Source organism: Natronomonas salina (genome assembly GCF_013391105.1).
Taxonomy (GTDB): Archaea; Halobacteriota; Halobacteria; order Halobacteriales; family Haloarculaceae; genus Natronomonas; species Natronomonas salina.
Genome location: NZ_CP058335.1, coordinates 633,459 through 657,134, shown reverse-complemented (window position 1 = coordinate 657,134; position 23,676 = coordinate 633,459). Strand labels below are relative to the sequence as shown.

Genomic DNA, 23,676 nt, shown 5'->3' with positions numbered 1-23,676 from the left:
TCGGGCCGCCCGGTACCGCAGGGTGACGATGCCCGAGCCGCTGGTGACCTACGACGAGCCGCTGGAGTCCGGCACGTTCCGGGAGCGTCGCAACCGGTTCAGCCTCGCGGCGTCCGTCGACGGCGAGAATCGCCCGGTCTACCTCCGGAACTCCGGCGGGCTGGAGACAGTCCTCCGGCCCGGCCGCGAGATGCTCCTCCGGCGAGTGGACGACGCCGACCGCAAGACCGACTTCGACGCCATCGCGGTCGACGTCGACGGCACGTGGGTCACGCTGGACTCGACGCTGCCGAACGCGGTCTTCGAGGCCTGCGTCGCCGGCGGTCGCCTCCCGCAGTTCGACGGGTACGACGTCGTCCGCGCCGAACCGGCGCTGCCCGACGCGGGCCGGTCCGACTTCCTGCTCGATGGCCCGGACGGCGACGCCTACGTCGAGGTGAAGTCCAACACCTACGTCGTCGACGGCGTCTCGAAGTTCCCCGACCGGCCGACCGAGCGCGGCCGCCGGCACCTCCGCAGCCTGACCGACCTCGCCCGCGACGTCACCGAGTGCCACGTCGTCTTCGTGATCCAGCGGCCGGACGCCGACCGACTCCACCCGTTCCGCGAGGTGGACCCGGAGTTCGCGGACCTGCTCGGGACTGCCGCTGAGGCCGGCGTCGAGGTCGGCGCCGTCTCGACGCGGTTCGACCCGCCGGCGGTCAACCTGCACGACCCCGACGTCCCCGTCGAGTTCGTCTGATCACTCGTCGACCAGCGGGACGTCCACCGTCAAGTCCTCCAGCAAAACGGCTCCGGGCGTCCGAATCGACCCGTGGGCGAACGACATGTCCGAGATCGCCGAGAGCGTGAGGTACAGCGTCTCGCCCTCGGCGACGTCGACGGCCACGCCCGGCAGCTCCACGGTTCGGTCGGCGCCGACGACCGGTTCCGGCTCCCGGAGCGGCAGCATGTTGTTCTGGACGACCCGCGCCGTCGCCGGCGTCTCCCCGACCGACAGCGCGAAGAACACCCGCTGGTCGACGCCGACGGACGTCACCGCGGCCGACAGCTCCGGCACGCCGCCGACCGTCAGCGGCCCCGCGGCGAGTTCGAGATGGACCGGCGCGCCGACGCCCGTGGTCGTCCCCGCGGTCCCGCCCTCGACGTCGCTCTCGAATCCTGTGCCCTCGAACGCCTCGGCGACGGCGTCGGGATCGAACGCCGCGGGGAACTCGTCGGGGTTCGCCACCGCCGAGTCGTCGACGCCGTCCGCCCGCTGGAGCTCGAGGTTGCCGGCTCCGTCGTTCCGCACGCTGAGGTCGACGCCGGCCGCGAGCGACGTCCGGTCGTCGAGCACGTCGAGTTGCAGGCACCGCTCGCCGTCGGCGGTCGTCAACGAGTACGGCGACCCGACGATGTCCCTCGCGTCGCCCTCGCCGTCGCAGACCGACTCGAAGAACCGCAGCCGGAGTTCCTCGAAGCCGGCACTCGAGATGACGTCGCCGCCGGCGATTCCGTCCGACCCACCCGACGTACAGGCGTCCTGGAAGTTCCACGTTCCACCCGCCGGCAGGAGGTTCGGCAGCGCGTGACCGCCGTTGTAGCCGACGACGGCGCTCCGCTCGCGGGCCTCGTCGGTCAGGGTCTCCTCGAAGTTCCGCCAGGCCTGGTTGAGGTTGAACAGGTTGTCGCTGATCCCCTGGCCCATGAGCACCGGGACGTCGAGGTGGACGCCGTCGTCGACGAACCCGCTCGGGCCGTTCCGGGCGAACCGATTATCGAGGTCCGGCTCCCCCGGCGTGTCGCCGTTCGGCCACTGCCCGGTCGTGAGTCCGTAGACGAACCCGCGGTGGATGTGCTCGGGGACGTTTCCCGCGCCCAGCGCGTAGAGGGCCGCGATCCACGCCGTGCGAACGACGCCTTGCGGCGCCAGCGACTGGCTTAGGTCGTGCCAGGTGATCTGGGGGGCCAGCGCGTCGAAACGGGTCGAGCCCCGCCGAGCGATCTCGGTGAGCGCGCCGACGAACTGGTAGGCGCCGCCGTAGCTGCCACCGATCGCGAACACGGTCGGGTCGCTCGCCGCTCCATCAGACGTCGACCCCGAGCGACCGACGTCCCGGGCGACCCACTCGAGGGCCTCGACGTAGTCCAGCACCGCGATCACGTCCCGGCCCTCGAGCTCGGGGTTCTGGACGTGCGCCTGCCCGCCCGACTCGCCGTGGCCGCGCTGGTCGAAGCTCAGGACGCCGAACCCGCGGTCGAGTTCGCGCTGGAACGATCCCTCGCCGGACGTCCGCGACCCCGACCACCCGTGGGAGTGCAGGATCATCGGCACCGGCTCGTCGGCCGAGGCGCCGGCCGGCCGGTAGACCGTCGTCGCGATGTCGGTGCCGTCATGGCTCTCGATCGTCTCGTCGTAGCTCTCGTGGCTCGCCTGGGCCGCGATCGGGCCGCTGCCGAGGACGGCGCCGCCCGCGGCGACCGACGACAGCGCCAGCATCCGGCGGCGCGTCAACCGGTCGGTCATCGTCGCTCACCGTCGCAGGAACGCCCGTCCGCTCGCCGATCGTCTGTCATAGTCACGCATACGATGACCCGGGACCGGGTTAGCCCTTGCACCGTACATCCGGGCCTCTTTAAGCCGCCGCGCCGCTCGGGACGACCCGACGATTTCATCCGTCGGCCCGGAGTTGTTCGACATGATGGCACCGTGGGTCGAGGTCCTCGGGACCGCGTTCCTCCTCCAGCTGCTGGCGCTGCCCGGTGAGAAGGGCCAGCTCGTCATCGCGGCCCTCGCGACGCGGTACGACCCGTATCGCGTCGTCGCCGGCGCCGCGACGGCCTTCGGCGCCTGGACCGCCGTCGAGATACTCGTCGGCGAGGCGCTGACGGACGCCGTCGCCACGGTCTACCTCGACGCGCTGACCGCGACCCTCTTCGTCGCCTTCGCCGCGATGATCCTGTACTCGCAGTACCGCGGCGACGACGGATCGATCCTCGGCCCCGACGACGGCACCGACCGCGAGTCCGGTGAGGGCGAGATGGGCGACGGCGGTCAACGACAGGCCGGCGAACCCGGGGAGTCCCCCGTGGCCAGTCGGACGACGGACGGCGCTGGCGTCGACGAGGAGACGGCCGAACTCGGTGCGTCCGGCGATTACGACGGCGGGTACGCCGCGGCGCTCTCGGCGATGGGGGTCGCCGAGTTCGGCGACAAGACCCAGCTCGTGACCATCGGGCTGGCGGTGCAGTACGGCGCCCACCCGGCCATCTGGGTGGGCGAGATGCTCGCCATCGTCCCGGTGAGCCTGCTCGTCGCCTTGGTCTTCCACCGCACGGCGCGGCTGCTGAACCGCGCGTGGGTCCACTACGCCGCGGCCGCGACCTTCCTGCTGTTCGCCGCCGACATCGCCGCGAGCTACGCCCTCGGCGTCTCGGTCCTCCCGCTTTAGCGCGACCCCGAGTCGACCCTCACCATCGAAGATCTCACTCTTGCTCGGCCAGCCACGCCCGACACCGAGCAGCCACGGCCGAACGGAACTCGCCGACGTCGAGTGTCGTCTGTCCGTGGTCGAGTCGCGCGTGCGTCTCCCGGAGGATCGACTCGAACGCTCTGTCGAACAGCGACTCGAAGGTGACCGCGCCCTCTCGGGAGTCCACCGTCTCGGCTACCCGCCGGAGCCGCTCGTCGTCGGCGTAGCGAGCAGCCAGCACCTCGGCCTCCCCGGTCAGCGGCTCCGGGTCCGCGTCCAGTTCGACGGCTGGATTCGGGAGCCTCGCCCGCCCGCCGGTCTTGTTCCGCAGGAACAGTCCGGCCGCGGGGCCTTCCCGCCACGCCGACTGCGGGAAGGTCGCGGACTCGGGCTGGAAGTCGGCCGCCCTGACCTCCTTCTCGAAGGTGTTGACCGGCTCCAGTCCGAGCCGCTCGAAGATCTGCTCGACCGCGTCGGGCGGCAGGAACCGCCCGCTGTCCTCGTCCCAGACGTCGACGCCGAGCACCGACGGCGTCCGGTGCCAGTCGTAGGCGACCGCCTGTCTGTGCATCGCCTCGGCGAAGAAGACGACCGACCCGACGTCGTCGACGGCCGCCCGGAGCGCCGCTCGGTCGAGCGACTCGCGGACGTGCCGGACGGCGTGGTCGTAGGCCAGCGGGACGCCGCCGTCTCTGAACACCCGCTCTCGGTCGCCGAACCGGAGTGCGCCGGAGGGCTCCATCCGAAACCGGAGGTGCGCGCCGTCGAGCAGCTCCTGCACCCAGAGGTGGCCGCCGTCGAACAGCGCCGGTGAGTCCTCCGCGTGCGGGACCGACGGGTACCGCTTCACGAGCGGGTGGACGCCGCCCGCTCCCAAGAGTCCCGGGGTCGAACCGATCGGCGGAACACGCGTCGGTGACAGTGCGACGACACGTATCGGCCGCCGACACCATCGAGTCGACTCTTTTTATACCCGTCAGCTGCAAGGACCCTCCATCGTGGGTCAGAGCGTCTGCTGTGTGGGCCGTGAGCCCTTCGTCGCCAGCGTCGACGCCGCACTCGCCGACGAGTCGGACGTCGAGGTCGTCGGCCGTTCCTCCATCGAGGGCGCCCGCTCGGCGCTGGCGGCGGACGCGTTCGACTGCGTCGTCAGCGACGCGACCCTGCCCGACGGGGAGGGCGTGGCGGTCGTCGACGCGCTGCGGGAGACCGCGCCGGCGATCCCATTCGTCCTGGCGCCCGAGTCGGGTAGCGAGGCACTTGCCGTCCGGGCACTGCGGACGGACGGCGTCGAGTACGTCCCGTCGACCGCCGAGGACCGCTTCGAGCAAGTGGCCGCCCGCGTCGCGGAGATCCTCGCGGACCGGGAGACCGGCGGCGACGTCCAGCTGCGGAGCTTCAAGCACGCCGTCGAGCAGGCCGGTCACTCCATCTACATCACTGACACCGACGGCACGATCCTGTATGTCAACCCGGCCTTCGAGGCGACGACCGGCTACACGGCCGAGCAGGCCATTGGTCGGACGCCGCGCATCCTCAAGTCCGGCGAGCACGGCCCGGCGTTCTACGAGAACCTCTGGGAGACGATCCTCGCCGGCGACGTCTGGCAGAGCGAGCTCGTCAACCACCGCGCGGACGGCTCCCGCTACGTCGTCAACCAGACCATCGCCCCCATCGTCGTCGACGGCCGGATCGAACGCTTCGTCGCCGTCAACGCCGACATCACCGACCGGATCAGGCGCGAGGAGCGACTCGAGACGCTCCACGACGCGACCCGGGCGTGGCTCGAGGACGACACGACCGGCGGGGTCGCCGAGCGGGCCTGCGACCAGCTCGCCGCGCTCTTCGACGCCGAGACCGTCTGCATCTGCTGCCACGACGACGAGGGCGAACTCGTCCCCGCGGCGCGTAGCGGCCCCGATGCCGAGGGCGAGGCCGCGTCCCTGGAGGCGTGCGACTGCCCGGTCGAAGCCGTCGAAGCTGCCGAGACCCGACCGATCGAAGAACCGGACGGGCAGACCGGCAGCGAACTCCTCCTGTCGGCCGGCGACTACGGCGTCGCTCGGCTCACCAGCCCGGAACCGGACGCCTTCGACGACACGGACCTCGCCATCGGGCGGGTGTTCACCGCGAACCTCGAGGCCGTCCTCGAGAGCGTCGAGAACTACCGCGACCTGGAGCGACAGAACGAGCGGCTCGACGAGTTCGCCGGCATCGTCTCCCACGACCTCCAGAACCCCCTGTCGGTCGCGATGGGCTTCCTCGACCTCCTCGAGAACCGCATCGGCGAAGACGACGACCTCGAGCGCGTCCGGGAGTCCCTCGACCACATGGACGAGATCATCACCGACGTGCTCTGGCTGGCGTCCGAGGGCGACCAGGTCGGCGAGCTGGAGCCGGTCTCCCTCGAGCGGTCGGCCGAGCGGTCGTGGTCGCTCGTCGAGACCGGCGGCGCCACCCTCGCCGTCGACGGCGAACTCCGGTTCGAGGCCGACCCCGAGCACGTCCACCGCCTGCTCGAGAACCTCTTCGCCAACGCGGTCGAACACGGCGGCTCCGACGTCACCGTCCGCGTCGGCCCGCTCGAGGACGGCAGCGGGTTCTACGTCGCCGACGACGGCCCCGGCGTCCCCCCGGAGCGACACGACTCCATCTTCGACGTCGGTCACACGACCAGCGACGAGGGGACCGGCTTCGGGCTGGCAATCGTCGAGCGGATTGCGGAGGGCCACGGCTGGGCCGTCGACGTCGAGGAGAGCGACGCCGGCGGCGCCCGGTTCGTCGTCCGTACCTGATTGTCACTCCTCGCCCGTCGCGGCGGCGCTCGCTCGTGGTCGTGGAGGAGCTTCATCCGCGAGCGGACCGACTCCGCGCCGGTCGTACCGGTGGATACGGTAGCGGTAGCCGGGTAGCCGACGACCATCCCCCGAGAATCGGCATCCGGGACAGGGGTCAGTCGTCGACCGACTCGATCTCCTCCAGTTCCGTCTCTGGCCGGTCGCCCTCAATGACGCCCTCGGTCCAGCGGCCCAGCCGGAACCAGAAGACGGCGACGAGGAACGACGCGAACGCGCCGAACGAGAACGCCGCCCAGATCCCCTGGACGCCGATGGACGGGCCGACGTCGACCGTGACGCCGACCAGGGGGACCGTGACCGTGGTGAAGGCGAGCGCGACGGCGACCGGGACGCGGAACACCCACCGCGAGAGGAACGACAGCGCCATCGCGACCTTCGTCTGGCCGGCGCCGCGGAACGCGCCCTGTATCACCATCGTCCCGCCGAAGAACGCCCAGAACGGCGCGATGTAGCGCAGGAAGACCTGCCCCTCGGCGATCACGCCGGGGTCCTCGACGAAGACGCCGATGACGGGCTCCGGGACCGCGACGCAGAGCGCGCCCACCGCGAAGAGGACGACCATCGTCCCGGCGGTCGCGACCCACGTCACCGACTTCGCGCGGTCCGGCGTCCCGGCGCCGAGGTTCTGGCCGACGCCGGTGGAGGTGGCCTGCCCGACCGCGCCGGCGACCGTCCAGGTGACCGACATCAGCCGGACGCCGATGCCGTAGGCCGCGATGGCGGCGGTCCCGAACGGCGTGACGAACGCCGCCATCACCACCGCCGCGAAGCTCCGCGCCCAGCCGTCGATGGCCGCCGGGTAGCCGACGCCGACGAGCTTCCGGAGGAGTTCGACGTCCGGCCGCAGGTCGCGGACGCGGAGCTTGACGCCGAAGCCGCCGTGCAGCAGGACGGCGACGCCGGCGGCGGTGGCGAAGGCCCGCGAGAGGAACGTCGCCCACGCGGCACCGCGCGTCCCCATCGCCGGGAACGGCCCCCACCCGAGGATGAAGAACGGGTCGACGACGACGTTGAGCCCCGCCGACAGCAGCATCAGCCACATCGCAGTCTTCGTGTCACCCGCGCCCTGCAGCGACGCGCGGAACCCCAGGAACAGGAACGTCAGCGGCAGCGCGAGGAAGATGACCTCGATGTACGCCAGCGACGCGTCGAACACCGCGCCCTCGGCGCCGATGAGCGCCAGCATCTCCCGGCGGAACCACAGCCCGAGGGCCGCCAGCGCCGTCGAGACGACGAGCGTCAGCAGGATCGTCTGGGCCACGACCCGGTCGGCGCGGCGGTCGTCGCCGGCGCCGACGTACTGGGAGACGAGCGCGATCGTCGCCGCCGAGAGCCCCAGCGCCGTCGAGATGAACAGGTAGGTCAGCGGGAACATCAGCGAGACCGCCGCGACGGCGTCGGGACTCACCCGCCCCACCCAGAACATGTCCGCGAGGTTGTAGACCGTCTGCAGCAGGTTCCCGAGGACGAGCGGCCAGGCTAACTCGGCCAGCTTCGGGACGATCGGCCCGCTCGTCATGTCGACCCGCTTGCGCTCGGTCCCCGACACGGGCCCCTGCTACTCGGCCGGGGCGAATGAAACCCGCGTTCTGTGGTCTCCCGGTCAGCCGGGGCGGCCACTCGGTGCTGGCGGGGGAACGACGACGCTTGCTGTCCGATTCCCGCGGTTCGCCCCGACCCTCGCTCCGCCTGCCCACGGGACGATCAGCTACTCGTTCGCCTACTCGAAACCCCCTACTCTGCTAGGAGTCTCGCTAGTTCCCCTCGAACTCGGGGTCGCGGTCCTCGAAGAACGCGTCGATCGACGCCCTCCTGCATGTCGTGGGTGCCGAACAGCGAGCTGAACAGCTCGATCTCGTAGTCCAGTCCCTCATTGCGGCCCATCCGCGAGCCGGCGCGGACAGCCTCCTTGGCGTGCCGCAGCGCCAGCGGGCTCTTCTCGGCGATTGTGCCCGCCAGCTCGTAGACGCGGTCCTCGAAGTCGCCCTCGTCGTGGACCTCCTCGACGAGGCCGATCTCCTTCGCCTCGTCGGCGTCGATCAGCTCGCCGGAGAGGATGAGCTTCAGCGCCTGGCCCTCGCCGACGAGGTCGGGGAGCCGCTGGGTGCCGCCGCCGCCCGGGATGATCCCGAGGTTGATCTCGGGCTGGCCGAGCTTCGCGCCGTCCTTGGCGATCCGGACGTCGCAGGCCTGGGCGACCTCGCAGCCGCCGCCGAGGCAGTGGCCGTTGATCGCGGCGATCACCGGCAGGTCGGCGTCGGCGAAGGCCTCGTAGACGCGGGGCCGCTGGCTGATCTCCCGCTGCTCGACGTGGTCGCGCTCGCGGAACTCCGTGATGTCCGCGCCGGCGATGAAGGCGCCGCCCTCCTCGCTGCCGGTGAGGACGAGCACGCGGACGTCGTCGTCTGCCTCCGCGGCGTCGACGGCCGCCTGCAGCTCCTCGCGGACCGTCGCGTTCAGCGCGTTGCGGGCGTCCGGCCGCTCGATGGTGATCGTGCCGACCTTCGCGTCGGCGTCCACGTCGGTCCTGACGAACTCGAAGTTCGAACCGACGTCAGCGAAGGAGTCGCTCATCGGTCCACCTCCCCGCTGACGCCGACCGCTTCACCGTCCTCCCAGACGTAGAAGCCCTCGCCGGACTTCTTGCCGAGCTTGCCGGCCCGGACCTTCTTCTTCAGGAGCTGCGGCGGCCGGAACCGCTCGCCCAGTTCCTCGCGGAGGTACTCGGCGATGTCCAGGCGGACGTCCAGGCCCACGAGGTCGGTGAGTTCGAGGGGGCCCATCGGGTGGCTGTACCCCTCCTCCATCGCGGTGTCGATGTCCTCGACGCTCGCGACGCCGGACTCGACCATCCGGATCGCTTCCAGGCCGAGCGCGACGCCGAGCCGCGAGGAGGCGAACCCGGCGCTGTCCCGGACGACGACCGCCTCCTTGCCGAGCCCCTCGACGTACTCGACGGCGGCGACCTCGACGGCCTCGCTCGTCTGCTCGGCGACGACGATCTCGACGAGGTCCATGATGTGCGGCGGGTTGAAGAAGTGGAGACCGACGGCCCGCTCCGGCGACTCCAGGGCGCTGGCCAGTTCGGTCACCGACAGCGACGAGGTGTTCGACCCGAGGATGGCGTCGCCCGGGGCGGCCGCCTCGACGTCGGTGAAGATCCCCTTCTTGAGGTCCATGTCCTCCGGGACCGCCTCGACGACGAGGTCGGCGTCGGAGACCGCGGCCTCGAGGTCCGCGTCGCCGGTGATGCGTTCGAGGGCCTCGTCGCGCTCCGACTCCGAGACCTTCCCGCGCTCGACGCCGCCCTCCAGGTTCGACTCGATGCCGTCGAGACCCGACTGGACGCGCTCCTCGTCGACGTCGTTGAGCCGCACCTCGTGGCCGGCCATCGCCGACACCTGCGCGATGCCGTGGCCCATACTCCCGGCTCCGATGACAGTCACCTGCATGTGTGGATGTAGCGCGGGCGGGCGACGATAAACTTCCGTTCTCGCGAGCGGAGTTGTCAGTCTGCCGCGGGGGATGGCGTCGCCACGTCGCGGCGCAGCAGCGGCGCCGAGACGACGAGCAGGCACGCCAGGACGAGCAGCCCCGAGAGGACGTATGTGAGCTCGTAGCCGAGCCAGAGCTCGACGGCCGGGATGGCGATCAGCGGTCCGAGGCTGAGCCCGACGTCCCCGAAGACGTTGTAGACGCCTCCCATGCGCCCGAGCTCCTCGCCAGGCGTGATGTCCCCCAGGATGGCCAGCAGCGCGGGCGCGGCCCCGCCCATCCCTAAGCCCATCAGGACCAGGCTGCCGAACAGCGCCTCGATGGTCGGGACGTAGGCGATGACGGCGAAGCCGGCGGCGAAGGAGACGAACGCCGGGACGGTGAGGATAGCGCGGGAGCGGACGCGGTCGGACAGCCAGCCGCTGGCGACCGTCGTCGCGCCGGAGACGACGACGCCGACGCCCATGACGACGCCGCTGATGCCGGCGGCGCTGAGCGCCGAGAGCTGCATCTCGTTGACCGCCGCGTAGCGGACCAGCGTCGTGAGGATGACGCCGCCCCAGAGGAACCGCAGGGTGAAGTTGCCGAAGCCGATGGGGAGGATCCACGGCCGTTGCGCTATCATGCCGGGGACCTCCCGGAGCTTCGCGGTGCGGGCGTCGCCGTCGGCCTCACGGACCTCCGGCAGGACGAACGCGGCGATGGTCCCGGCGGCGAGCGCCAGGACGCCCGCGACGAGGAACGCCGTCTGCATGTCGGCGAGGTCGGTGAGGACGCCGCCGAGGATGAGCCCCGTGGGGAAGCCGAGCGACTGGCCGCCGCGCATGTAGCCGATCCACTGTCCCCGGTTGTCCGTCGTCGTGACGTGGGTGATCGTCGCGAACGCCCCGATGAACACGAATGCGCTGCCGACCCCCCAGAACCCCCGCGAGAGCACGAAGACGATGCCCGGCAGGGACACCTCACCGAGCAGCGGGACGGGCCCGAGCGGTATCGGCGGCGTGTGCAGCCCGAGGACGTACCCGAACGGCGCCAGCGCCTGCGTGAACAGTCCGAAGATCATCGGCTTGCGGGCGCCGACGCGGTCGATGACGCTGCCGGCCGGCGTGTTCATCACCAGTCGGGCGATGCGGTTCGCCGAGAGGATGAGGCTCAGCATCACGGCGCTGATGGCCAGCGCCTCGTCGAGCAGCGGCAGCGTCGGGAACGCGACGCCGGTGGCCACCCCGCCGAAGAAGACGCCGGCGATGATCGCCAGGGCGACCGTCCGGACCTCCGCGTTCGAGTACGTTCGTTCCATCTGGAGCGCGCGAACCGCGCGTTGCCGGCGGTTCGCCACCCCGCCGCAATAACGTTCTGATGGCGGCCAGACCGGTCGGGGAACCGACCGACGGCAGGCTCTCGGACGAGAGTCCGCCGATGGTTCGAGCGAGACATAGCCGAGGGGGTCGACTCAGCGAGTGAGCCGGCCGACCCCCTATATCATTCCTGGGACGATGTCGACTGCCATGGAGTGCGCCGTCTGCGGTTGCGGCGACGAACTCATCTACACCTGCGGACGCTGTGGGTCGAACCTCTGTGCGACCCACCACGGCCGGGGCTACCACCGGTGCGCCCCGACGTTCGACGACGACTGGACCCCGCCTGGGTCGCGCGACGTGACCGCCGACATGGGCCGGACCAGTTACCGACCCGGGGAGGCCGCGGCGGACGAGGACGGCGGAGCGGGCAAAGTCGGCGGGGAATCCCCGACGGACGACCTGCCGCCGGACGCCGCTCGTCCGGGGTACGGCCCGGACCGGTTCAGCGGCGCCCCGGTTGAGCCGGCCGAGACCATCGGCGAGTGGTTCCGCCGGCAGACCTACGTCTCGCTGTCGCTGAAAGTCGGGTTCGTCGCGACGCTGTGGAGCGCGTTCGTCTTCTCGGCGCTGGCGGTCGGCCTGTCCGTCGTCGGCTGACCGCCGGCGACCGCCACCGGGGATATCGACGCCGTTCGAGTGAAACTATATACCACGGCCGTCCCACGGTCGGCGCATGAGCGGATCCAACCGCGGTTCCGACAGGCAGGTGGAGGTCTACATGGAGGGGCTGGCGGACATCACGCCGGACGTCCCGCCCTCGTTCGAGGCGCTCGAGGAGGCCGCCCTCGAGGTGCTGGACGACGAGGCCTACGGCTACGTCGCCGGCGGCGCCGGCGGCGAGCGGACCGTCGGCCACAACCGCGACGCCTTCGCGAAGTGGCGGCTCTGGCCGCGGATGCTCCGGGACTTCTCGGAACGGGACCTCTCGACGGAGCTGTTCGGCACCGAGTTCTCCGTGCCGGTCCTGCTGGCGCCCATCGGCGTCCAGTCGATCATCCACGACGACGGCGAACTCGGGACGGCGCGGGCCGCCGACAGCCTGGACGTCCCGCTGGTGGCCTCCTCGGCGGCCTCCCACACGATGGAGGACATCGCCGAGGAGCTCGGCGACACGCCGGGGTGGTTCCAGCTCTACTGGCCGTCGGACGACGACCTCACGAAGAGCTTCGTCACCCGGGCCGACGAGGCCGGGTACGAGGCGCTGGTCGTCACGCTCGACAACAACATCCTCGGGTGGCGCGAGCGGGACATCGGCGACGCCTACCTCCCGTTCCTCGACGGCGAGGGAGTCGCCAACTACTTCTCGGACCCGGCGTTCCGCGACCTGCTCGACGCGCCGCCCGAGGACAGCGAACTCGCGGCGATCCGGACGTTCATCGACGTCTTCGGCGACCCGTCGCTGACCTTCGACGACCTGGAGTGGCTCTGCGAGTTCGCCGACCTCCCGGTCGTCGTCAAGGGGGTCCTCCACCCCGACGACGCCCGAGAGTGCGTCGCGCGCGGCGCCGACGGCGTCGTCGTCTCGAACCACGGCGGTCGGCAGGTCGACAACGCCGTCCCCGCGCTCGAGGCGCTGCCGCACGTCGTCTCGGCGCTCGACGCGGACGTCCCGGTGCTCTTCGACTCGGGCATCCGCCGCGGCGCCGACGCGCTCGTCGCGCTCGCGCTCGGCGCCGACGCGGTCCAGTTCGGCCGGCCGTACGCCTACGGGCTGGCCATCGACGGTGAGGACGGCGTCGAGGAGGTCGTCAAGAACTTCCTGGCCGACCTCGACCTGACGCTCGGGCTGATCGGCTACGACGACGTGGAGGACGTCGACCGCGAGGCCGTGGTCCGCGCCGACGAACTGTAGACTCCTGTCCGTCGGTGTACGACTCTGTACGCCCGCCAAACGGGTGCTAGTGCGTACCAATACCGCACAATAATTAATACCCTCCCGACTGCACGAAAGAATGACGCGGAGGACACCATGACCACCACCATTCGCTCCCCGACGTACGCCGCCGGCGTTCAGTGGCACGTGGCGGGGGCGAACGGGGTGGCCTACGCTCCGCTCGCATCCGCAATCCGCGCCGCGTGACGAGCTGACCCGGTTCGGCGGCGCGACGACGTTCTCCCGACCCCGACCACTGAGAACGTCGGCTCCGCGGGTGCGACCCGCCTTCTACGTCGCCGACCAGCCAGGTAGCGAGTCCCACGTCCGGCCGTCGCCGTCCCCGGCCGGGCGCCGCGCGGCGCGAACCGCCGACCAGTGACGTCTGACCCCCGATAGCCGCCGGTCTCGCGGTCGCGCGAGGCGGGTTCGACTCCCGCCGGGGGCGTATGCTCGCGGAGACCTGTCGAGCGAAGCTGTCAGTCCGCGTCCCGCGCGGCGCGGCCGGCGACGTCGAGGGCGGCGTCCGCGACGTCGTCTCGAGCGTCGACGGCGTCGCGCGCGTCGACGTCCACGATCTGGAAGGCGTCCGGCCCGACGCGCTGGACCTCTACGTCGAAGCCCGCGCCACCGTCGCCTTCGACGAGGCGGTGACCGACCCCGCCGTCCGCCTGGGCGACGGATTCGGCGTCCTCCAGGTCGACGTCGAGTGATCGACCGGTCCCGTGCCAGCCGGGGCAGTTCGGGTTCGACCCCTGACGGGACCCTGGGGCTCTGCCCCGTGATTCCATGCGACCCCCTGACCTTCGACCCTCCGACCGGTATCGCCCGGACGAACGCTCGCCGCCCGGCGCCGCCACCGTCGGCAGTTGCGTCGCCTTCGCGACGCTCGTCCTCCTGGCGACTTCGCCGATGTTGGTCGTCTCTGGCCTGTTCACGGCCGGCGTCTGCGTCGTCGCCGCGCGAGCGCTCCGGTGACCGAATCCCTCGGCTGGACGGCCCCGAACGGCCAGTTTTTGATTAGACGGGTCCGGAAGAAGTTGCTTTTACCGGAAAAGATGGGGCAAGAAGCCAGGGGTGCAAAGCATTTATATGTTGAGTAGGCAAACCATATAAGCATAATGCCAGGGCCCACCCGTCAGCGAGAGCGCACCAGCGAGGACGAGACGGAGAACGAGCAGGAAACCGGCTGTCCGGAGTGCGAATCGGACTCACTCGTCAGAAGCGCCGACGGCGGGGGTGAGCTCGTCTGCGAGGACTGTGGGCTCGTCATCGAGGAGGAGAACATCGACCGCGGGCCGGAGTGGCGTGCGTTCAACCACTCGGAGCGGCAGTCCAAGTCCCGCGTGGGGGCGCCGACCACGCAGACGATGCACGACAAGGGGCTGACGACCCAGATCGACTGGAAGGACAAGGACGCCTACGGTCGCTCCATCTCCTCGGAGAAGCGTTCGCAGATGCACCGGCTCCGGAAGTGGCAGGAGCGGATCCGAACGAAGGACGCCGGCGAGCGCAACCTCCAGTTCGCGCTGAGCGAGATCGACCGGATGTCCTCCGCGCTGGGCGTGCCGCGCTCGGTGCGTGAGGTCGCCTCGGTCATCTACCGCCGCGCGCTCGACGAGGACCTCATCCGCGGGCGCTCCATCGAGGGCGTCGCCACCGCCGCGCTGTACGCCGCCTGCCGACAGGAGGGCATCCCGCGCAGCCTCGACGAGGTCGCCGAGGTCGCCCGCGTCGAGCAGAAGGAGATCGGCCGCACCTACCGCTACATCGCCCAGGAGCTGTCGCTCGGCCTCGAGCCGGTCGACCCCGTCCAGTACGTCCCGCGGTTCTGCTCCGAACTCGGCCTCAGCGAGGAGGTCGAGCAGAAGACCCGCGAGATCATCGAGGTCACCGCCGAGAAGGGCATGCTCTCCGGGAAATCGCCGACCGGCTACGCCGCGGCCGCCATCTACGCCGCGTCGCTGCTCTGCAACGAGAAGAAGACCCAGCGCGAAGTCGCCGAGGTCGCGCAGGTGACCGAGGTCACCATCCGCAACCGCTACCAGGAGCAGATCGAAGCGCTCGGCATCCACTGATCGGTCCGTAACCCACCTCGTTTCTTCGCCGCCACGCCGCCTAGCGGCGGGGCCGCCAGCGAAACTGCCGTGTCGTTGTTACTCATTCCCGTACGATTATCACCGGGTAGTCACTAAGGGGGGACATGACAGTATCAGAGTCCGCTGCGGAGGCCGAACTGGAGGTGGAGGCCGAACTGCTCGCCGGCCTGGAGTCAGGCGTGACGACCGCCGGCGCCCCCGAGGAGCGCTTCGACGTCGAGGCGCCGTTCCGGGGCACCAAGATCGGCGACCTCCCGGCCTGCGGTCCCGACGACGTCGAGGTCGCCTTCGAGCGCGCCCGGCAGGGCCAGGAGGCCTGGGAGCGCCGGAGCGTCGCCGAGCGCGCCGAGGTGTTCAAGCGCTACCACGACCTCGTCATCGAGAACTGCGAGGAGCTGCTCGACATCGTCCAGCTGGAGAGCGGGAAGGCGCGTCGCCACGCCTACGAGGAGGTCCTCGACGTCGCGATGACCGCGCGGCACTACGCCTACCGCGCCGAGGACTACCTCGAGAGCGAGGAACGGGAGGGCGCGCTGCCGGGGCTGACCGAGACCGAGGTCCACCACCACCCCGTCGGCGTCGTCGGCATGATCACGCCGTGGAACTATCCCCTGTCGCTGGCCGTCTCCGACGCTATCCCGGCGCTGCTCGCGGGCAACAGCGTCGTCATCAAGCCGGCCGAGCAGACCTCCTACACCGCGCTGAAGGCCATCGAGCTGCTCCGTGAGGCCGGGTTGCCGCGCGACGTGTTCCGCGTCGTGACGGGTCACGGGAAGGTCATCGGGGAGCCGCTCGTCGCCGAGTCGGACTTCGTCTGCTTCACCGGCTCCACCGAGACCGGCCGCATCGTCGCCAGCCAGGCCGGCGAGCACCTCACGAAGTGCTCGATGGAACTGGGCGGCAAGAACCCGGGTATCGTCTGCGACGACGCCGACGTCGACCGCGCCGTCGAGGGGCTCATCCGCGGGTGCTTCACCAACGCGGGGCAGCTCTGCATCTCCATCGAGCGGCTCTACGTCCACGAGGACGTCTACGGCCAGTTCGTCGAGGCGTTCGTCGACGCCATCGAGGGCCTCCACGTCGGCGCCGGCTACGACCACGACGTGGACGTCGGGAGCCTCATCTCCGAGGAGCAACTCGAGAAGGTGACCGACCACGTCGAGGAGGCGAAGGCCCAGGGCGCGACGGTCCTCACCGGCGGCACCGCCCGGCCCGACCTCGGGCCGTACTTCTACGAGCCGACCGTCCTGACGGACGTCGACGAGTCGATGACACTCTGTGCGAACGAGACGTTCGGTCCCGTCGTCGCCGTCTACGAGTGGAGCGACGAGGACGACGTGATCGAGCGGGCCAACGACTCCGACTACGGTCTCAACGCCTCCATCTGGACGGAGGACCACGAGCGCGGCCGCGAGATGGCCACGCAGATCGAGACCGGGACCGTCAACGTCAACGAGGGCTACGCCGCCGCGTGGGCCTCCCTCGACGCGCCGATGGGCGGGATGAAGAACTCCGGCATCGGCCGCCGCCACGGCGACGAGGGCATCATGAAGTACACCGAGTCACAGACCGTCTCGGTCCAGAAGCACCTCGGCATGACGAACCCGCCGGGGGTCCCCCACTGGCTGTACGCGAAGCTGATGAACAAGACGCTGAAGATCCAGCGGCACATCCCCGGCATGCGGTAAGCAGCCGCCGGGACGGTTTCTCGCGGACGAATTACGGGAATCGGCGCGCGAAGAGAAAAACCAGGGACCGCAGCCGCGTCAGTCGGTCTTCATCCCGTCGCGGAGCGCCCGGACGTGCGAGACGAGGTCGTTCAGCACCTCGTCCTGCTCGTCGGCCGCCGCGACGACCGCCTCGGTCGCCTCCTCGGCGCGCTCGGCGCGGTCGCGGGCGTTCTCCAGGGTCGCGGTGACCTCCTCGACGGCGGAGGCCTGCTCGTCGTTGGCCCGGGAGACCTCGGCGATGCCGTCGGCGGCCTCCTCGACCGCCTCGGCGATCTCCTCGAAGGCCAGGAGGAGGTCGTCGATCTGGTCGCTGGCGTTCTCGATGCGCTCGCTGGAGTCGACGGCGGCGTCGACCGTCTGCTCCGTCTGGGCGCGGAGCTCGGCGATGTTGTCGGTGATGTCCTCGGTGTGCTGGCGGGTCTCGTCGGCGAGCGTCTTGACCTCCTCGGCGACGACGGTGAACCCGTCCCCGTCGGAGCCGGCCCGCGCGGCCTCGATGTTGGCGTTCAGCGCCAGCAGGTTCGTCTGCTCGGCGACGTCGGAGATGACCTCAACGACCTGCTCGATGTCGTCCATCCGGTCGTCGAGGGCGGTCATGCTCTCGACGAGTTCGTCGCCGATCTGGGTGACCTCGTCGGTGGCCTCCCGGGCGTCCTGGCTGGTCGCCACCCCGGAGTCGGCGACCTCTCTGGCCTGCGAGGCGGCCTGGTCGACCTCCTTGGCGGTGGCGGCGACCTCCTCCATCCGCGCGGAGAACGACTGCATCTCGCCGACCGTCTCGCCGAGCATGTCGTTCTGCTCGTCGACGTGGGTCGCGATGTCCTGGGCGCTGGCGACCACCTTCTCGACGGTCCCCTGCAGCTGGTCGACCTTCTCCTCGACGCGCCCGCTGAGGTCCTCGAACTCGCCGACGAAGGCGTTGAACTCCTCGACGATGGCGAGGTCGACGTCCTCGGTCGCGAGGGCCGCCCGGTGGGCGTCGTCGAGCGACGCGCGCGCCGCGAGGTCGCCGCTCCGCACGGCTCCCAGGGTGGTCGACAGCTCGTCGACGAGCCGCTCGATGGCGACCCGGCGGCTCACCTCCTCGGTCCGGTCGACGACCGTCTCGATGACGCCGACGAGTTCGCCGTCCTCGTACTGCGGGGTCGCCGCGAAGTAGATGTGCTTCTCGTCGCCGTACTGGTCGACCATCGTGCTGGTGTCGGCGACGCGGTTCAGCGCCGGCTCCTCGAGGTCGACGTCGTGGATCTCGTGGGCCGACTCGGGGTTCTCGAGTACCTTGTCGGCGAGGGTCTTCGCCCGCCGGCCGTCGGGGTAGAACATCTCGCTGGCGTGCTCGTGGCCGACCGCCTCCTCGGCCGACGCGCCGGTCAGCTCCTCGATGGCCGCGTTCCAGGCGACGACGCGGCCGTCGGCGTCGAGGACGAACGTCGGCTGTGCGAGGCCGTCGAGGAAGCGCTCCATCCGGTCGTCGACGAGCTCATCGTCCCGCCCCGCCTCGAGGTCCGGCCCCGCGTCGGGACGGACGTCGGGTCCGCCCCCGACGGCCGCCCGCTCGGTGCCGCCGTCGGTGACGCGTCGATCCCCGCGGCCGACCGCGGCGTTCAGGACTCGCCGTACTGTTCGAAGCATACCGGACAACCGCCACAATCGTCCTAAAAACCGCGCAGCGCTTCGAGGCCCGAAACGCGGGCGGCCTCAGAAGGGAGATTCGACGACGATGGTCTCCTCGCGGCCGGGCCCGACGCCGACCGCGTAGACGGGGGCGTCGAGTTCGTCCTCGAGGTACTCCAGGTAGGCGCGCGCGTTCTCCGGGATGGCGTCGTAGCCCTCGTCGGCGACGGCGGCCCAGTCGACGTCCGGCCAGCCGTCGAAGCTGCGGAACACCGCCTCGCAGTCGCCCCACTTCTCGGTCGTCGGGGGCATGGTCAGCAGCTCCTCGCCGTCGAGTTCGTAGGCGTGGCCGACCTTCACCTCGTCGAGGCCGGCCAGCACGTCGAGGTGGTTGACCGCGAGGCCGGTGAAGCCGTTGGCGCGGGCGGCGTGCCGCAGCATCGGCACGTCGAGCCACCCGACCCGGCGGGGCCGGCCGGTCACGGTCCCGTACTCGCCGCCCTCGTCGCGGATATACTCGGCGAGGTCGGCCTCCTCGGGCCGGCCGCCGTCGGGCGGTGTCTGGCCGTCGACGGAGCCGAGTTCGGTCGGGAGCGGGCCGGTGCCGACGCGGGAGAGGTAGGCCTTGACGATGCCGATCACCTCGCCCTGGCCGACGACGCCCGGGCTGACGCCGGTGCCGACCGCCGCGCCGCCCGCGGTCGGGTTCGAGGAGGTGACGTAGGGGTAGATACCGTGGTCGATGTCGATGGAGGTGCCCTGGGCGCCCTCGAACATGACCTCCTCGCCGTCGTCGAGACGGCCGGCGAGGAACTCCCCGCAGTTGACGGTCATGTCCTCCTCGGCGAGGCGCTCGCCGAAGGTCCGGTACCGTTCGAAGAGAGCGTCGACGTCGAAGGCGTCGGGGTCGTCGAGGTCGGAGACGTCGATGCCGTAGACGTCCTCGAGGAGCGCGCGCTTCTGGGGGACGACGTACTCGAGGCGGTCCCGGAGGACCTCGGGGTCGAGGAGGTCGCCGATCCGGACGCCGCGGCGGCCCGCTTTGTCCTCGTAGGTCGGGCCGATGCCGCGGCCGGTGGTGCCCGCCGCGAGGTCTTCGTCGGACTTGACGTCCTCCTCGATGCCGTCGAGGACGCGGTGGTACGGGAGGATGGCGTGGGCGCGCTCGGCGACGCGGACGTCGGGGTCGAGGCCGCGCTCGCGCAGGCCGTCGAGTTCCTCGAAGAGGGTCGCGGGATTGACGACGCAGCCGTTGCCGAGGACGCCGATCTTCCCGCGGACGGCGCCGGAGGGGACCAGGGAGAGCTTGTACTCGTCGCCCTCGTGGACGACGGTGTGGCCGGCGTTGTCGCCGCCCTGGTAGCGGGCGACCACGTCGACGGGATCGCCGAAGACGTCGACGATGCCGCCCTTCCCCTCGTCGCCGAGTTGCGAACCGACGATGGTTACGGTCATCGGACGGGAGTTCCGCCCAACGTGGTAAACCGATTACGGTATGAAAGGGGGCGTCGACCGACCGTTCCAGCGGGTGAAACGGGCACCGAAGGCGGGCTCGAAAGGGCTGACGAGAAGTCCCGCACGTCGGCGGGGAGTCGCCCGTCCGTCGAACGAACCGGCCGTCATCCGGGCGTACGTCCGGCGTCGTCTCCCCTGAACCTTTCGCACGTGTGCCGGGTTCACAAGGACTATAAGCGTCTCACAACCATTACCTACGTACGGAACCGGCCGAACCCCCTCGGCCGTCGAACGGACAGCAACCTTTAAAACCTCCAAACACAAGTTAACAAATGCCATGATAGACCGGCTTGAGAAAGAAGTGGACATGCTGGAGCGCCATCTGCAGGTTTTGCGGATGGTCATCGAGAACGAGCCGATCGGTATCGTGAAGATGTCGAACGAGACTGGCTACCCGCACCACAAGGTGCGGTACTCCCTGCGAGTCCTCGAGGAGGAGAACCTCATCGAGCCGTCGAGCCAGGGTGCCATCACGACCGAGGACACCGTCGAGTTCGTCGACGACCTGGACTCGAAGGTCGACGACATCATCGACAAGCTCGAAGGGATGAAGATCGACGACGTCCCCGAGATCGAAGGGTAACCGCTCTCTTCTTCTCGTCTTCCCGACGGTCGCGAGCCCCGGCTACAGCTCCGGGACCGAGAGGTGGAACGACTCCTCGCGGGACTCGACCAGACAGAGGTGGAAGCCGTTCTTCCGGGCCAGCTTCACGAAGCTGCGGTACTTGTCGCGGCCGAGCAGGCTCCCGCTGGTCGCCTCCCGGGCCGCGTCGAGGGCGTCCGGCTCGAAGAAGCTCGAGGTCACGGAGAACGCCGCCGCGAGCGTCTCGTGGTCCATGCAGACGTCCTCGGTGTCGCCGATGAGCGGCCGGATCGAGTCCGCCCGTGTCGGGTCCCGGCTCTCGTCGATGTCCGCGACGACGAGCGGTTCGCCCATCCGGTTGCGCGCGACCACGTCGAAGGTGACCTCCCGACCCTCCTCGCCGTCGCCGACGGTCACGGTGTCGTCGAAGCCGATGCGGTCGATCTCGGGGAGGGCGTCGTAGAGGTGCCGGAGGCCGGCCCCGGAGCCCGTCGATTGGATCTCGAACAGCAGGTCCTCGATGAGCCACTCGACGAACTCGTGGGGCGCCGACGACCGGAGCCACGACTCGAAGGGTTCGCCGTCGACGGTCGCGTCAGCGTCGTCGAACTGGGTGTGGTACTCGATGCGGAGGTTGTTCGCGAGCGTCTCGCGGTCCGTCCGGCCGGCGTGGGCGTCCTCGAGGGTGGCCTCGCCGCGCGTGCCCTCGCGGACGAAGAGGCTCGTCCCGGCCAGCGCCTCGGCCGGCGACAGCATCGGCCCGTCGCTGGCGGTTCCGTCCGAGGCGGCCGACTCGAGGTTCGAGACCCGCTGTCGCAGGTTGTCGCGCTCCTCGCGGACCGACTGGAGTTCCGACTGGAGCTCCTCGATCCGGTTCTCGTACTCCCGGCTGACCTCCCGGCGGGTCTCCTCGCGGACCTCCTCGAGGCGGTCCTCGTCGACCGGCTCGGGGTCGCTCTGCGTTCCGCTCGCGGACTCGGGTCGAGGGGTGGTTTCCTGGCTCTTCGTCGGCTGTGCGGTGGGTTCTTCCATCGAGCCATCGGGGCTGTTCGACACCGCACGGCCCGTCCGCTCGGGGTCGAGCGATGGGACGGACCGGGTGGTGACTCCCGCTAGCTCGGGTTCGCTGGAGCCACTGCTTCCGGTCCCGGCGGCGGATGACTCGCCATTGGTCTCGACATCGGGGTACTCGAGCCGTTCTTCCGATTCGTCGTCGTCCGGCTCGGGAGTCGGCCCGGAACGAGCCTCCGGCTCCGATTCGGGTTCGGGTTCGGGCTCCGGGGCTCGTTCGGGAGTCGTGGCCGGCTCCGATTCGGGCTCGACCGCGGTCTCTGCTTGCGTCTCCTGCTCCTGCTCGGGCTCCTCGGGAATCGGAGCGGCGGTCTCTCCGGGAGATTCCGGTTTGGATTCCGCCGTCTCGTCGGCGTCGGCTTCCGGTTCGACGGTCGCCGCTGTCTCGACGTCCGGCTCGGTCACTGCGGCGGCACCGTCGTCCGCAGCCGGCATGGGCTCGGGTTCGGATTCGCTCTCGGACTGGTCCAGCGGGTCCTCCAGACCGGACGACTCGGCCGGTTCGTCCGCGGCATCGGACGGCCCCGCGGCGACCGTCTCGCCGGCGTCGTCCGCGGGTGCCGACTCCGGTTCCGGGAGTTCGATATCGGGGAGGGAGACGGCGACGACGCTGTAGATGCCGACCTCGCCTTCGGCCTTCGACTGCGCCTCGTCGTCGGTGATGAGCCGCTGGCTCGACCCGAGCACGCCGAGGTAGTCCTCGTCGCCCTCCTCGTAGACGACGTAGTAGTCGCCGCTGAGGACGTTCTCGGAGAGTTCGACGTAGCCGGTGAAGCCGCCCTCGGAGAGCGTGTCGTGGACCGTCGAGAGCGGGGTATCTTCGGTGAAGTACTGCCCCCTGACCTCTCCGCCGAGGGCCAGCATCGCCGCGAGCGCGGCCGTCGCGGGGTGGGTGGCCTCGTGGATGCGTCCGCTGGCGCCCTCGAACGCGGCGACGTCGCCCGGGCGGGGGTCGACCTCGAGGTCGTCGACGGCGGCCAGCGGTTCGCCGTCGCGGAGGAAGAGCCAGGAGCCACCCGCCTCGACGGCGCCGCTGAACCGCCGCGACGCGAGGTCGCGGAGTCCATCGAAGCCGCCGTCGAAGGGGGACACCTCCCAGTCTTCCATCAGGGTGTGGGCGTCCATACAGGCGGGAAGCCACAGGAGCGGCATATAGCTACCGCCCAACGTCTTTCGTGAGTCGCAGGCGCGCTCGACGCGGCCGCTACGGAGCGTCCCGGTTCCGTCGCCCGCTCGACGCCCCGTGACCCGGCGTGATTCTAGTCGCCGGCCTCGTCGAACGTCGTCTGCGGGCGCTCGACGGTCCCGCTCTCGTCGCGTGTCCCCGATTCGGCGGCGCCGGGGGTAGCCATCTCTCCCGGCGAGGCCAGGTCGATGGAGACCCACGATGCATCGAATTCGGAGTGGCCGTCGTACGTCACCGTCTCGCCGTCGGTTTCGACCAGGCCGCATCTGCGGAGCGCGGGGAGGTGGACGTGGTAGAGCGACGTCTCGACGGTGTCGACGGTCGGTTCGGAGACCGCCGAGCGGGCTTCGTCAGCCTCGCGTGCGGCGACGCGACGCGCGAGCGCGCGCCTCTCTACCGTCCCCTCGGCGTTCTCGAGGGTGGAGACGAGATGCCGGCGGCGGGCGTCGGCCAGGCTGCGGATGAGGGCGTCCCAGTCGTCGATAGCTGCGTCGGCGGAGAGCAGTTCGGCCAACTGCTCGTCGTCGAGCGCCGGGTGGTCCGTGAGGGCGACGGTTTCCTCGCCGGGCGTCCAGTCGACGAGGTCGGCGTCGGCGAGGGCCGGGAGGTGGGCGTGGGAAAGTTGCACGGCGACCGAGGTTCGGTCGGCCTCCGGGACGTCGGCGACCGGGCGCTCGTCGCGGCGGGCGACGACGACGGCGGCCAGTTCCTCCACGGAGACGGCGGTCGTCCGGTCCCGAAGTACGGCGACGGTCTCCCGCCGGGTCTCGTGGGCGAGACAGCCGAGTACCCGATCCGTCGTCGACTCGCTCCGGCGCGTGCGCGACTCGTTCATC

19 protein-coding genes and 1 pseudogene are annotated in these 23,676 nt (G+C 70.3%); 10 read left to right on the top strand and 10 right to left on the bottom strand.

Features of this window, described 5'->3' with window-relative positions; all coding sequences use genetic code 11:
• Positions 1 to 28: 28 nt before the first annotated feature.
• Complete coding sequence (sfsA, locus tag HWV07_RS03660) at positions 29 to 742, top strand: DNA/RNA nuclease SfsA (RefSeq protein WP_178332996.1); 714 nt, start codon at positions 29 to 31, stop codon at positions 740 to 742.
• Here sfsA and HWV07_RS03655 read toward each other — a convergent pair whose 3' ends face one another.
• Positions 743 to 2,509 carry an alpha/beta hydrolase family protein gene (locus HWV07_RS03655; protein WP_178332995.1) on the bottom strand — a complete coding sequence of 589 codons (1,767 nt, stop codon included), beginning with the start codon at positions 2,507 to 2,509 and terminating at the stop codon, positions 743 to 745. It lies immediately after the preceding gene.
• A 172-nt stretch (positions 2,510 to 2,681) separates the two neighbouring features.
• Between HWV07_RS03655 and HWV07_RS03650 the strand changes: the two genes are divergently transcribed.
• Entirely contained in the window at positions 2,682 to 3,434 is a 753-nt protein-coding gene (locus HWV07_RS03650) for a TMEM165/GDT1 family protein (protein ID WP_246279824.1), read from the top strand.
• 34 nt (positions 3,435 to 3,468) lie between these two features.
• Here the strand turns inward: HWV07_RS03650 and HWV07_RS03645 are convergent, their stop codons facing one another.
• Entirely contained in the window at positions 3,469 to 4,305 is an 837-nt protein-coding gene (locus HWV07_RS03645) for an RNA ligase family protein (protein ID WP_178332994.1), read from the bottom strand.
• 169 nt (positions 4,306 to 4,474) lie between these two features.
• On the opposite strand from HWV07_RS03645, the gene HWV07_RS03640 reads away from it, so the two are divergent.
• Positions 4,475 to 6,250 (top strand): receiver/sensor box histidine kinase, encoded by a 1,776-nt coding sequence (locus HWV07_RS03640; protein ID WP_178332993.1) that lies wholly within the window; start codon positions 4,475 to 4,477, stop codon positions 6,248 to 6,250.
• A gap of 157 nt (positions 6,251 to 6,407) precedes the next feature.
• Here HWV07_RS03640 and HWV07_RS03635 read toward each other — a convergent pair whose 3' ends face one another.
• The 4 genes and pseudogenes from HWV07_RS03635 to HWV07_RS03620 all read right to left on the bottom strand — a co-directional run bounded on the left by HWV07_RS03635 (position 6,408) and on the right by HWV07_RS03620 (position 11,108).
• A complete protein-coding gene (locus HWV07_RS03635; protein ID WP_178335977.1) occupies positions 6,408 to 7,832 on the bottom strand; it encodes an MATE family efflux transporter in 1,425 nt (474 codons plus the stop codon).
• 235 nt (positions 7,833 to 8,067) lie between these two features.
• A pseudogene (locus HWV07_RS03630) lies at positions 8,068 to 8,887 on the bottom strand (enoyl-CoA hydratase/isomerase family protein).
• The gene (locus tag HWV07_RS03625) at positions 8,884 to 9,765 is read right to left on the bottom strand and encodes a 3-hydroxyacyl-CoA dehydrogenase family protein (protein WP_178332992.1); all 882 of its coding nucleotides are present in this window, start codon (positions 9,763 to 9,765) and stop codon (positions 8,884 to 8,886) included. The pseudogene HWV07_RS03630 and the gene HWV07_RS03625 overlap by 4 nt, the downstream one beginning before the upstream one ends.
• A gap of 56 nt (positions 9,766 to 9,821) precedes the next feature.
• Positions 9,822 to 11,108 (bottom strand): MFS transporter, encoded by a 1,287-nt coding sequence (locus tag HWV07_RS03620; protein ID WP_178332991.1) that lies wholly within the window; start codon positions 11,106 to 11,108, stop codon positions 9,822 to 9,824.
• A gap of 208 nt (positions 11,109 to 11,316) precedes the next feature.
• Between HWV07_RS03620 and HWV07_RS03615 the strand changes: the two genes are divergently transcribed.
• The 6 genes from HWV07_RS03615 to HWV07_RS03590 all read left to right on the top strand — a co-directional run bounded on the left by HWV07_RS03615 (position 11,317) and on the right by HWV07_RS03590 (position 16,829).
• Positions 11,317 to 11,766 (top strand): hypothetical protein, encoded by a 450-nt coding sequence (locus tag HWV07_RS03615; RefSeq protein ID WP_178332990.1) that lies wholly within the window; start codon positions 11,317 to 11,319, stop codon positions 11,764 to 11,766.
• Between the two features lie 76 nt (positions 11,767 to 11,842).
• Positions 11,843 to 13,021 carry an alpha-hydroxy-acid oxidizing protein gene (locus HWV07_RS03610; protein ID WP_178332989.1) on the top strand — a complete coding sequence of 393 codons (1,179 nt, stop codon included), beginning with the start codon at positions 11,843 to 11,845 and terminating at the stop codon, positions 13,019 to 13,021.
• Positions 13,022 to 13,491: 470 nt separating this feature from the next.
• Positions 13,492 to 13,755, top strand: coding sequence for a hypothetical protein (locus HWV07_RS03605; RefSeq protein ID WP_178332988.1), 264 nt, complete (start codon positions 13,492 to 13,494; stop codon positions 13,753 to 13,755).
• Positions 13,756 to 13,831: 76 nt separating this feature from the next.
• Positions 13,832 to 14,020, top strand: coding sequence for a hypothetical protein (locus HWV07_RS03600; protein ID WP_178332987.1), 189 nt, complete (start codon positions 13,832 to 13,834; stop codon positions 14,018 to 14,020).
• A gap of 143 nt (positions 14,021 to 14,163) precedes the next feature.
• On the top strand, positions 14,164 to 15,120 hold the full coding sequence (locus HWV07_RS03595) for a transcription initiation factor IIB (RefSeq protein ID WP_178332986.1): 957 nt from the start codon (positions 14,164 to 14,166) through the stop codon (positions 15,118 to 15,120).
• Between the two features lie 125 nt (positions 15,121 to 15,245).
• The gene (locus HWV07_RS03590; protein WP_178332985.1) at positions 15,246 to 16,829 is read left to right on the top strand and encodes a succinic semialdehyde dehydrogenase; all 1,584 of its coding nucleotides are present in this window, start codon (positions 15,246 to 15,248) and stop codon (positions 16,827 to 16,829) included.
• Positions 16,830 to 16,907: 78 nt separating this feature from the next.
• Here HWV07_RS03590 and HWV07_RS03585 read toward each other — a convergent pair whose 3' ends face one another.
• Positions 16,908 to 18,503 carry a methyl-accepting chemotaxis protein gene (locus HWV07_RS03585; RefSeq protein ID WP_178332984.1) on the bottom strand — a complete coding sequence of 532 codons (1,596 nt, stop codon included), beginning with the start codon at positions 18,501 to 18,503 and terminating at the stop codon, positions 16,908 to 16,910.
• A gap of 66 nt (positions 18,504 to 18,569) precedes the next feature.
• Positions 18,570 to 19,940, bottom strand: a complete 1,371-nt coding sequence (locus tag HWV07_RS03580) for an adenylosuccinate synthase (RefSeq protein WP_178332983.1) — start codon at positions 19,938 to 19,940, stop codon at positions 18,570 to 18,572.
• A 337-nt stretch (positions 19,941 to 20,277) separates the two neighbouring features.
• Here HWV07_RS03580 and HWV07_RS03575 point away from each other — a divergent pair, with 337 nt between their 5' ends.
• Complete coding sequence (locus tag HWV07_RS03575) at positions 20,278 to 20,583, top strand: hypothetical protein (RefSeq protein ID WP_178332982.1); 306 nt, start codon at positions 20,278 to 20,280, stop codon at positions 20,581 to 20,583.
• A 42-nt stretch (positions 20,584 to 20,625) separates the two neighbouring features.
• Here the strand turns inward: HWV07_RS03575 and HWV07_RS03570 are convergent, their stop codons facing one another.
• On the bottom strand, positions 20,626 to 22,779 hold the full coding sequence (locus HWV07_RS03570; RefSeq protein ID WP_178332981.1) for a DUF7527 domain-containing protein: 2,154 nt from the start codon (positions 22,777 to 22,779) through the stop codon (positions 20,626 to 20,628).
• 134 nt (positions 22,780 to 22,913) lie between these two features.
• Positions 22,914 to 23,675 carry a DUF7344 domain-containing protein gene (locus HWV07_RS03565; protein WP_178332980.1) on the bottom strand — a complete coding sequence of 254 codons (762 nt, stop codon included), beginning with the start codon at positions 23,673 to 23,675 and terminating at the stop codon, positions 22,914 to 22,916.
• Between the last annotated feature and the right edge of the window lies 1 nt (position 23,676).

Coding starts and splice junctions, on each gene's coding strand:
- sfsA (WP_178332996.1), top strand. CDS start 29: ATGCCCGAGCCGCTGGTGACCTACGACGAGCCGCTGGAGTCCGGCACG.
- HWV07_RS03655 (WP_178332995.1), bottom strand. CDS start 2,509: ATGACCGACCGGTTGACGCGCCGCCGGATGCTGGCGCTGTCGTCGGTC.
- HWV07_RS03650 (WP_246279824.1), top strand. CDS start 2,682: ATGATGGCACCGTGGGTCGAGGTCCTCGGGACCGCGTTCCTCCTCCAG.
- HWV07_RS03635 (WP_178335977.1), bottom strand. CDS start 7,832: ATGACGAGCGGGCCGATCGTCCCGAAGCTGGCCGAGTTAGCCTGGCCG.
- HWV07_RS03625 (WP_178332992.1), bottom strand. CDS start 9,765: ATGCAGGTGACTGTCATCGGAGCCGGGAGTATGGGCCACGGCATCGCG.
- HWV07_RS03620 (WP_178332991.1), bottom strand. CDS start 11,108: ATGGAACGAACGTACTCGAACGCGGAGGTCCGGACGGTCGCCCTGGCG.
- HWV07_RS03615 (WP_178332990.1), top strand. CDS start 11,317: ATGGAGTGCGCCGTCTGCGGTTGCGGCGACGAACTCATCTACACCTGC.
- HWV07_RS03610 (WP_178332989.1), top strand. CDS start 11,843: ATGAGCGGATCCAACCGCGGTTCCGACAGGCAGGTGGAGGTCTACATG.
- HWV07_RS03605 (WP_178332988.1), top strand. CDS start 13,492: ATGCTCGCGGAGACCTGTCGAGCGAAGCTGTCAGTCCGCGTCCCGCGC.
- HWV07_RS03600 (WP_178332987.1), top strand. CDS start 13,832: ATGCGACCCCCTGACCTTCGACCCTCCGACCGGTATCGCCCGGACGAA.
- HWV07_RS03595 (WP_178332986.1), top strand. CDS start 14,164: ATGCCAGGGCCCACCCGTCAGCGAGAGCGCACCAGCGAGGACGAGACG.
- HWV07_RS03590 (WP_178332985.1), top strand. CDS start 15,246: ATGACAGTATCAGAGTCCGCTGCGGAGGCCGAACTGGAGGTGGAGGCC.
- HWV07_RS03585 (WP_178332984.1), bottom strand. CDS start 18,503: ATGCTTCGAACAGTACGGCGAGTCCTGAACGCCGCGGTCGGCCGCGGG.
- HWV07_RS03580 (WP_178332983.1), bottom strand. CDS start 19,940: ATGACCGTAACCATCGTCGGTTCGCAACTCGGCGACGAGGGGAAGGGC.
- HWV07_RS03575 (WP_178332982.1), top strand. CDS start 20,278: ATGATAGACCGGCTTGAGAAAGAAGTGGACATGCTGGAGCGCCATCTG.
- HWV07_RS03570 (WP_178332981.1), bottom strand. CDS start 22,779: ATGGACGCCCACACCCTGATGGAAGACTGGGAGGTGTCCCCCTTCGAC.
- HWV07_RS03565 (WP_178332980.1), bottom strand. CDS start 23,675: ATGAACGAGTCGCGCACGCGCCGGAGCGAGTCGACGACGGATCGGGTA.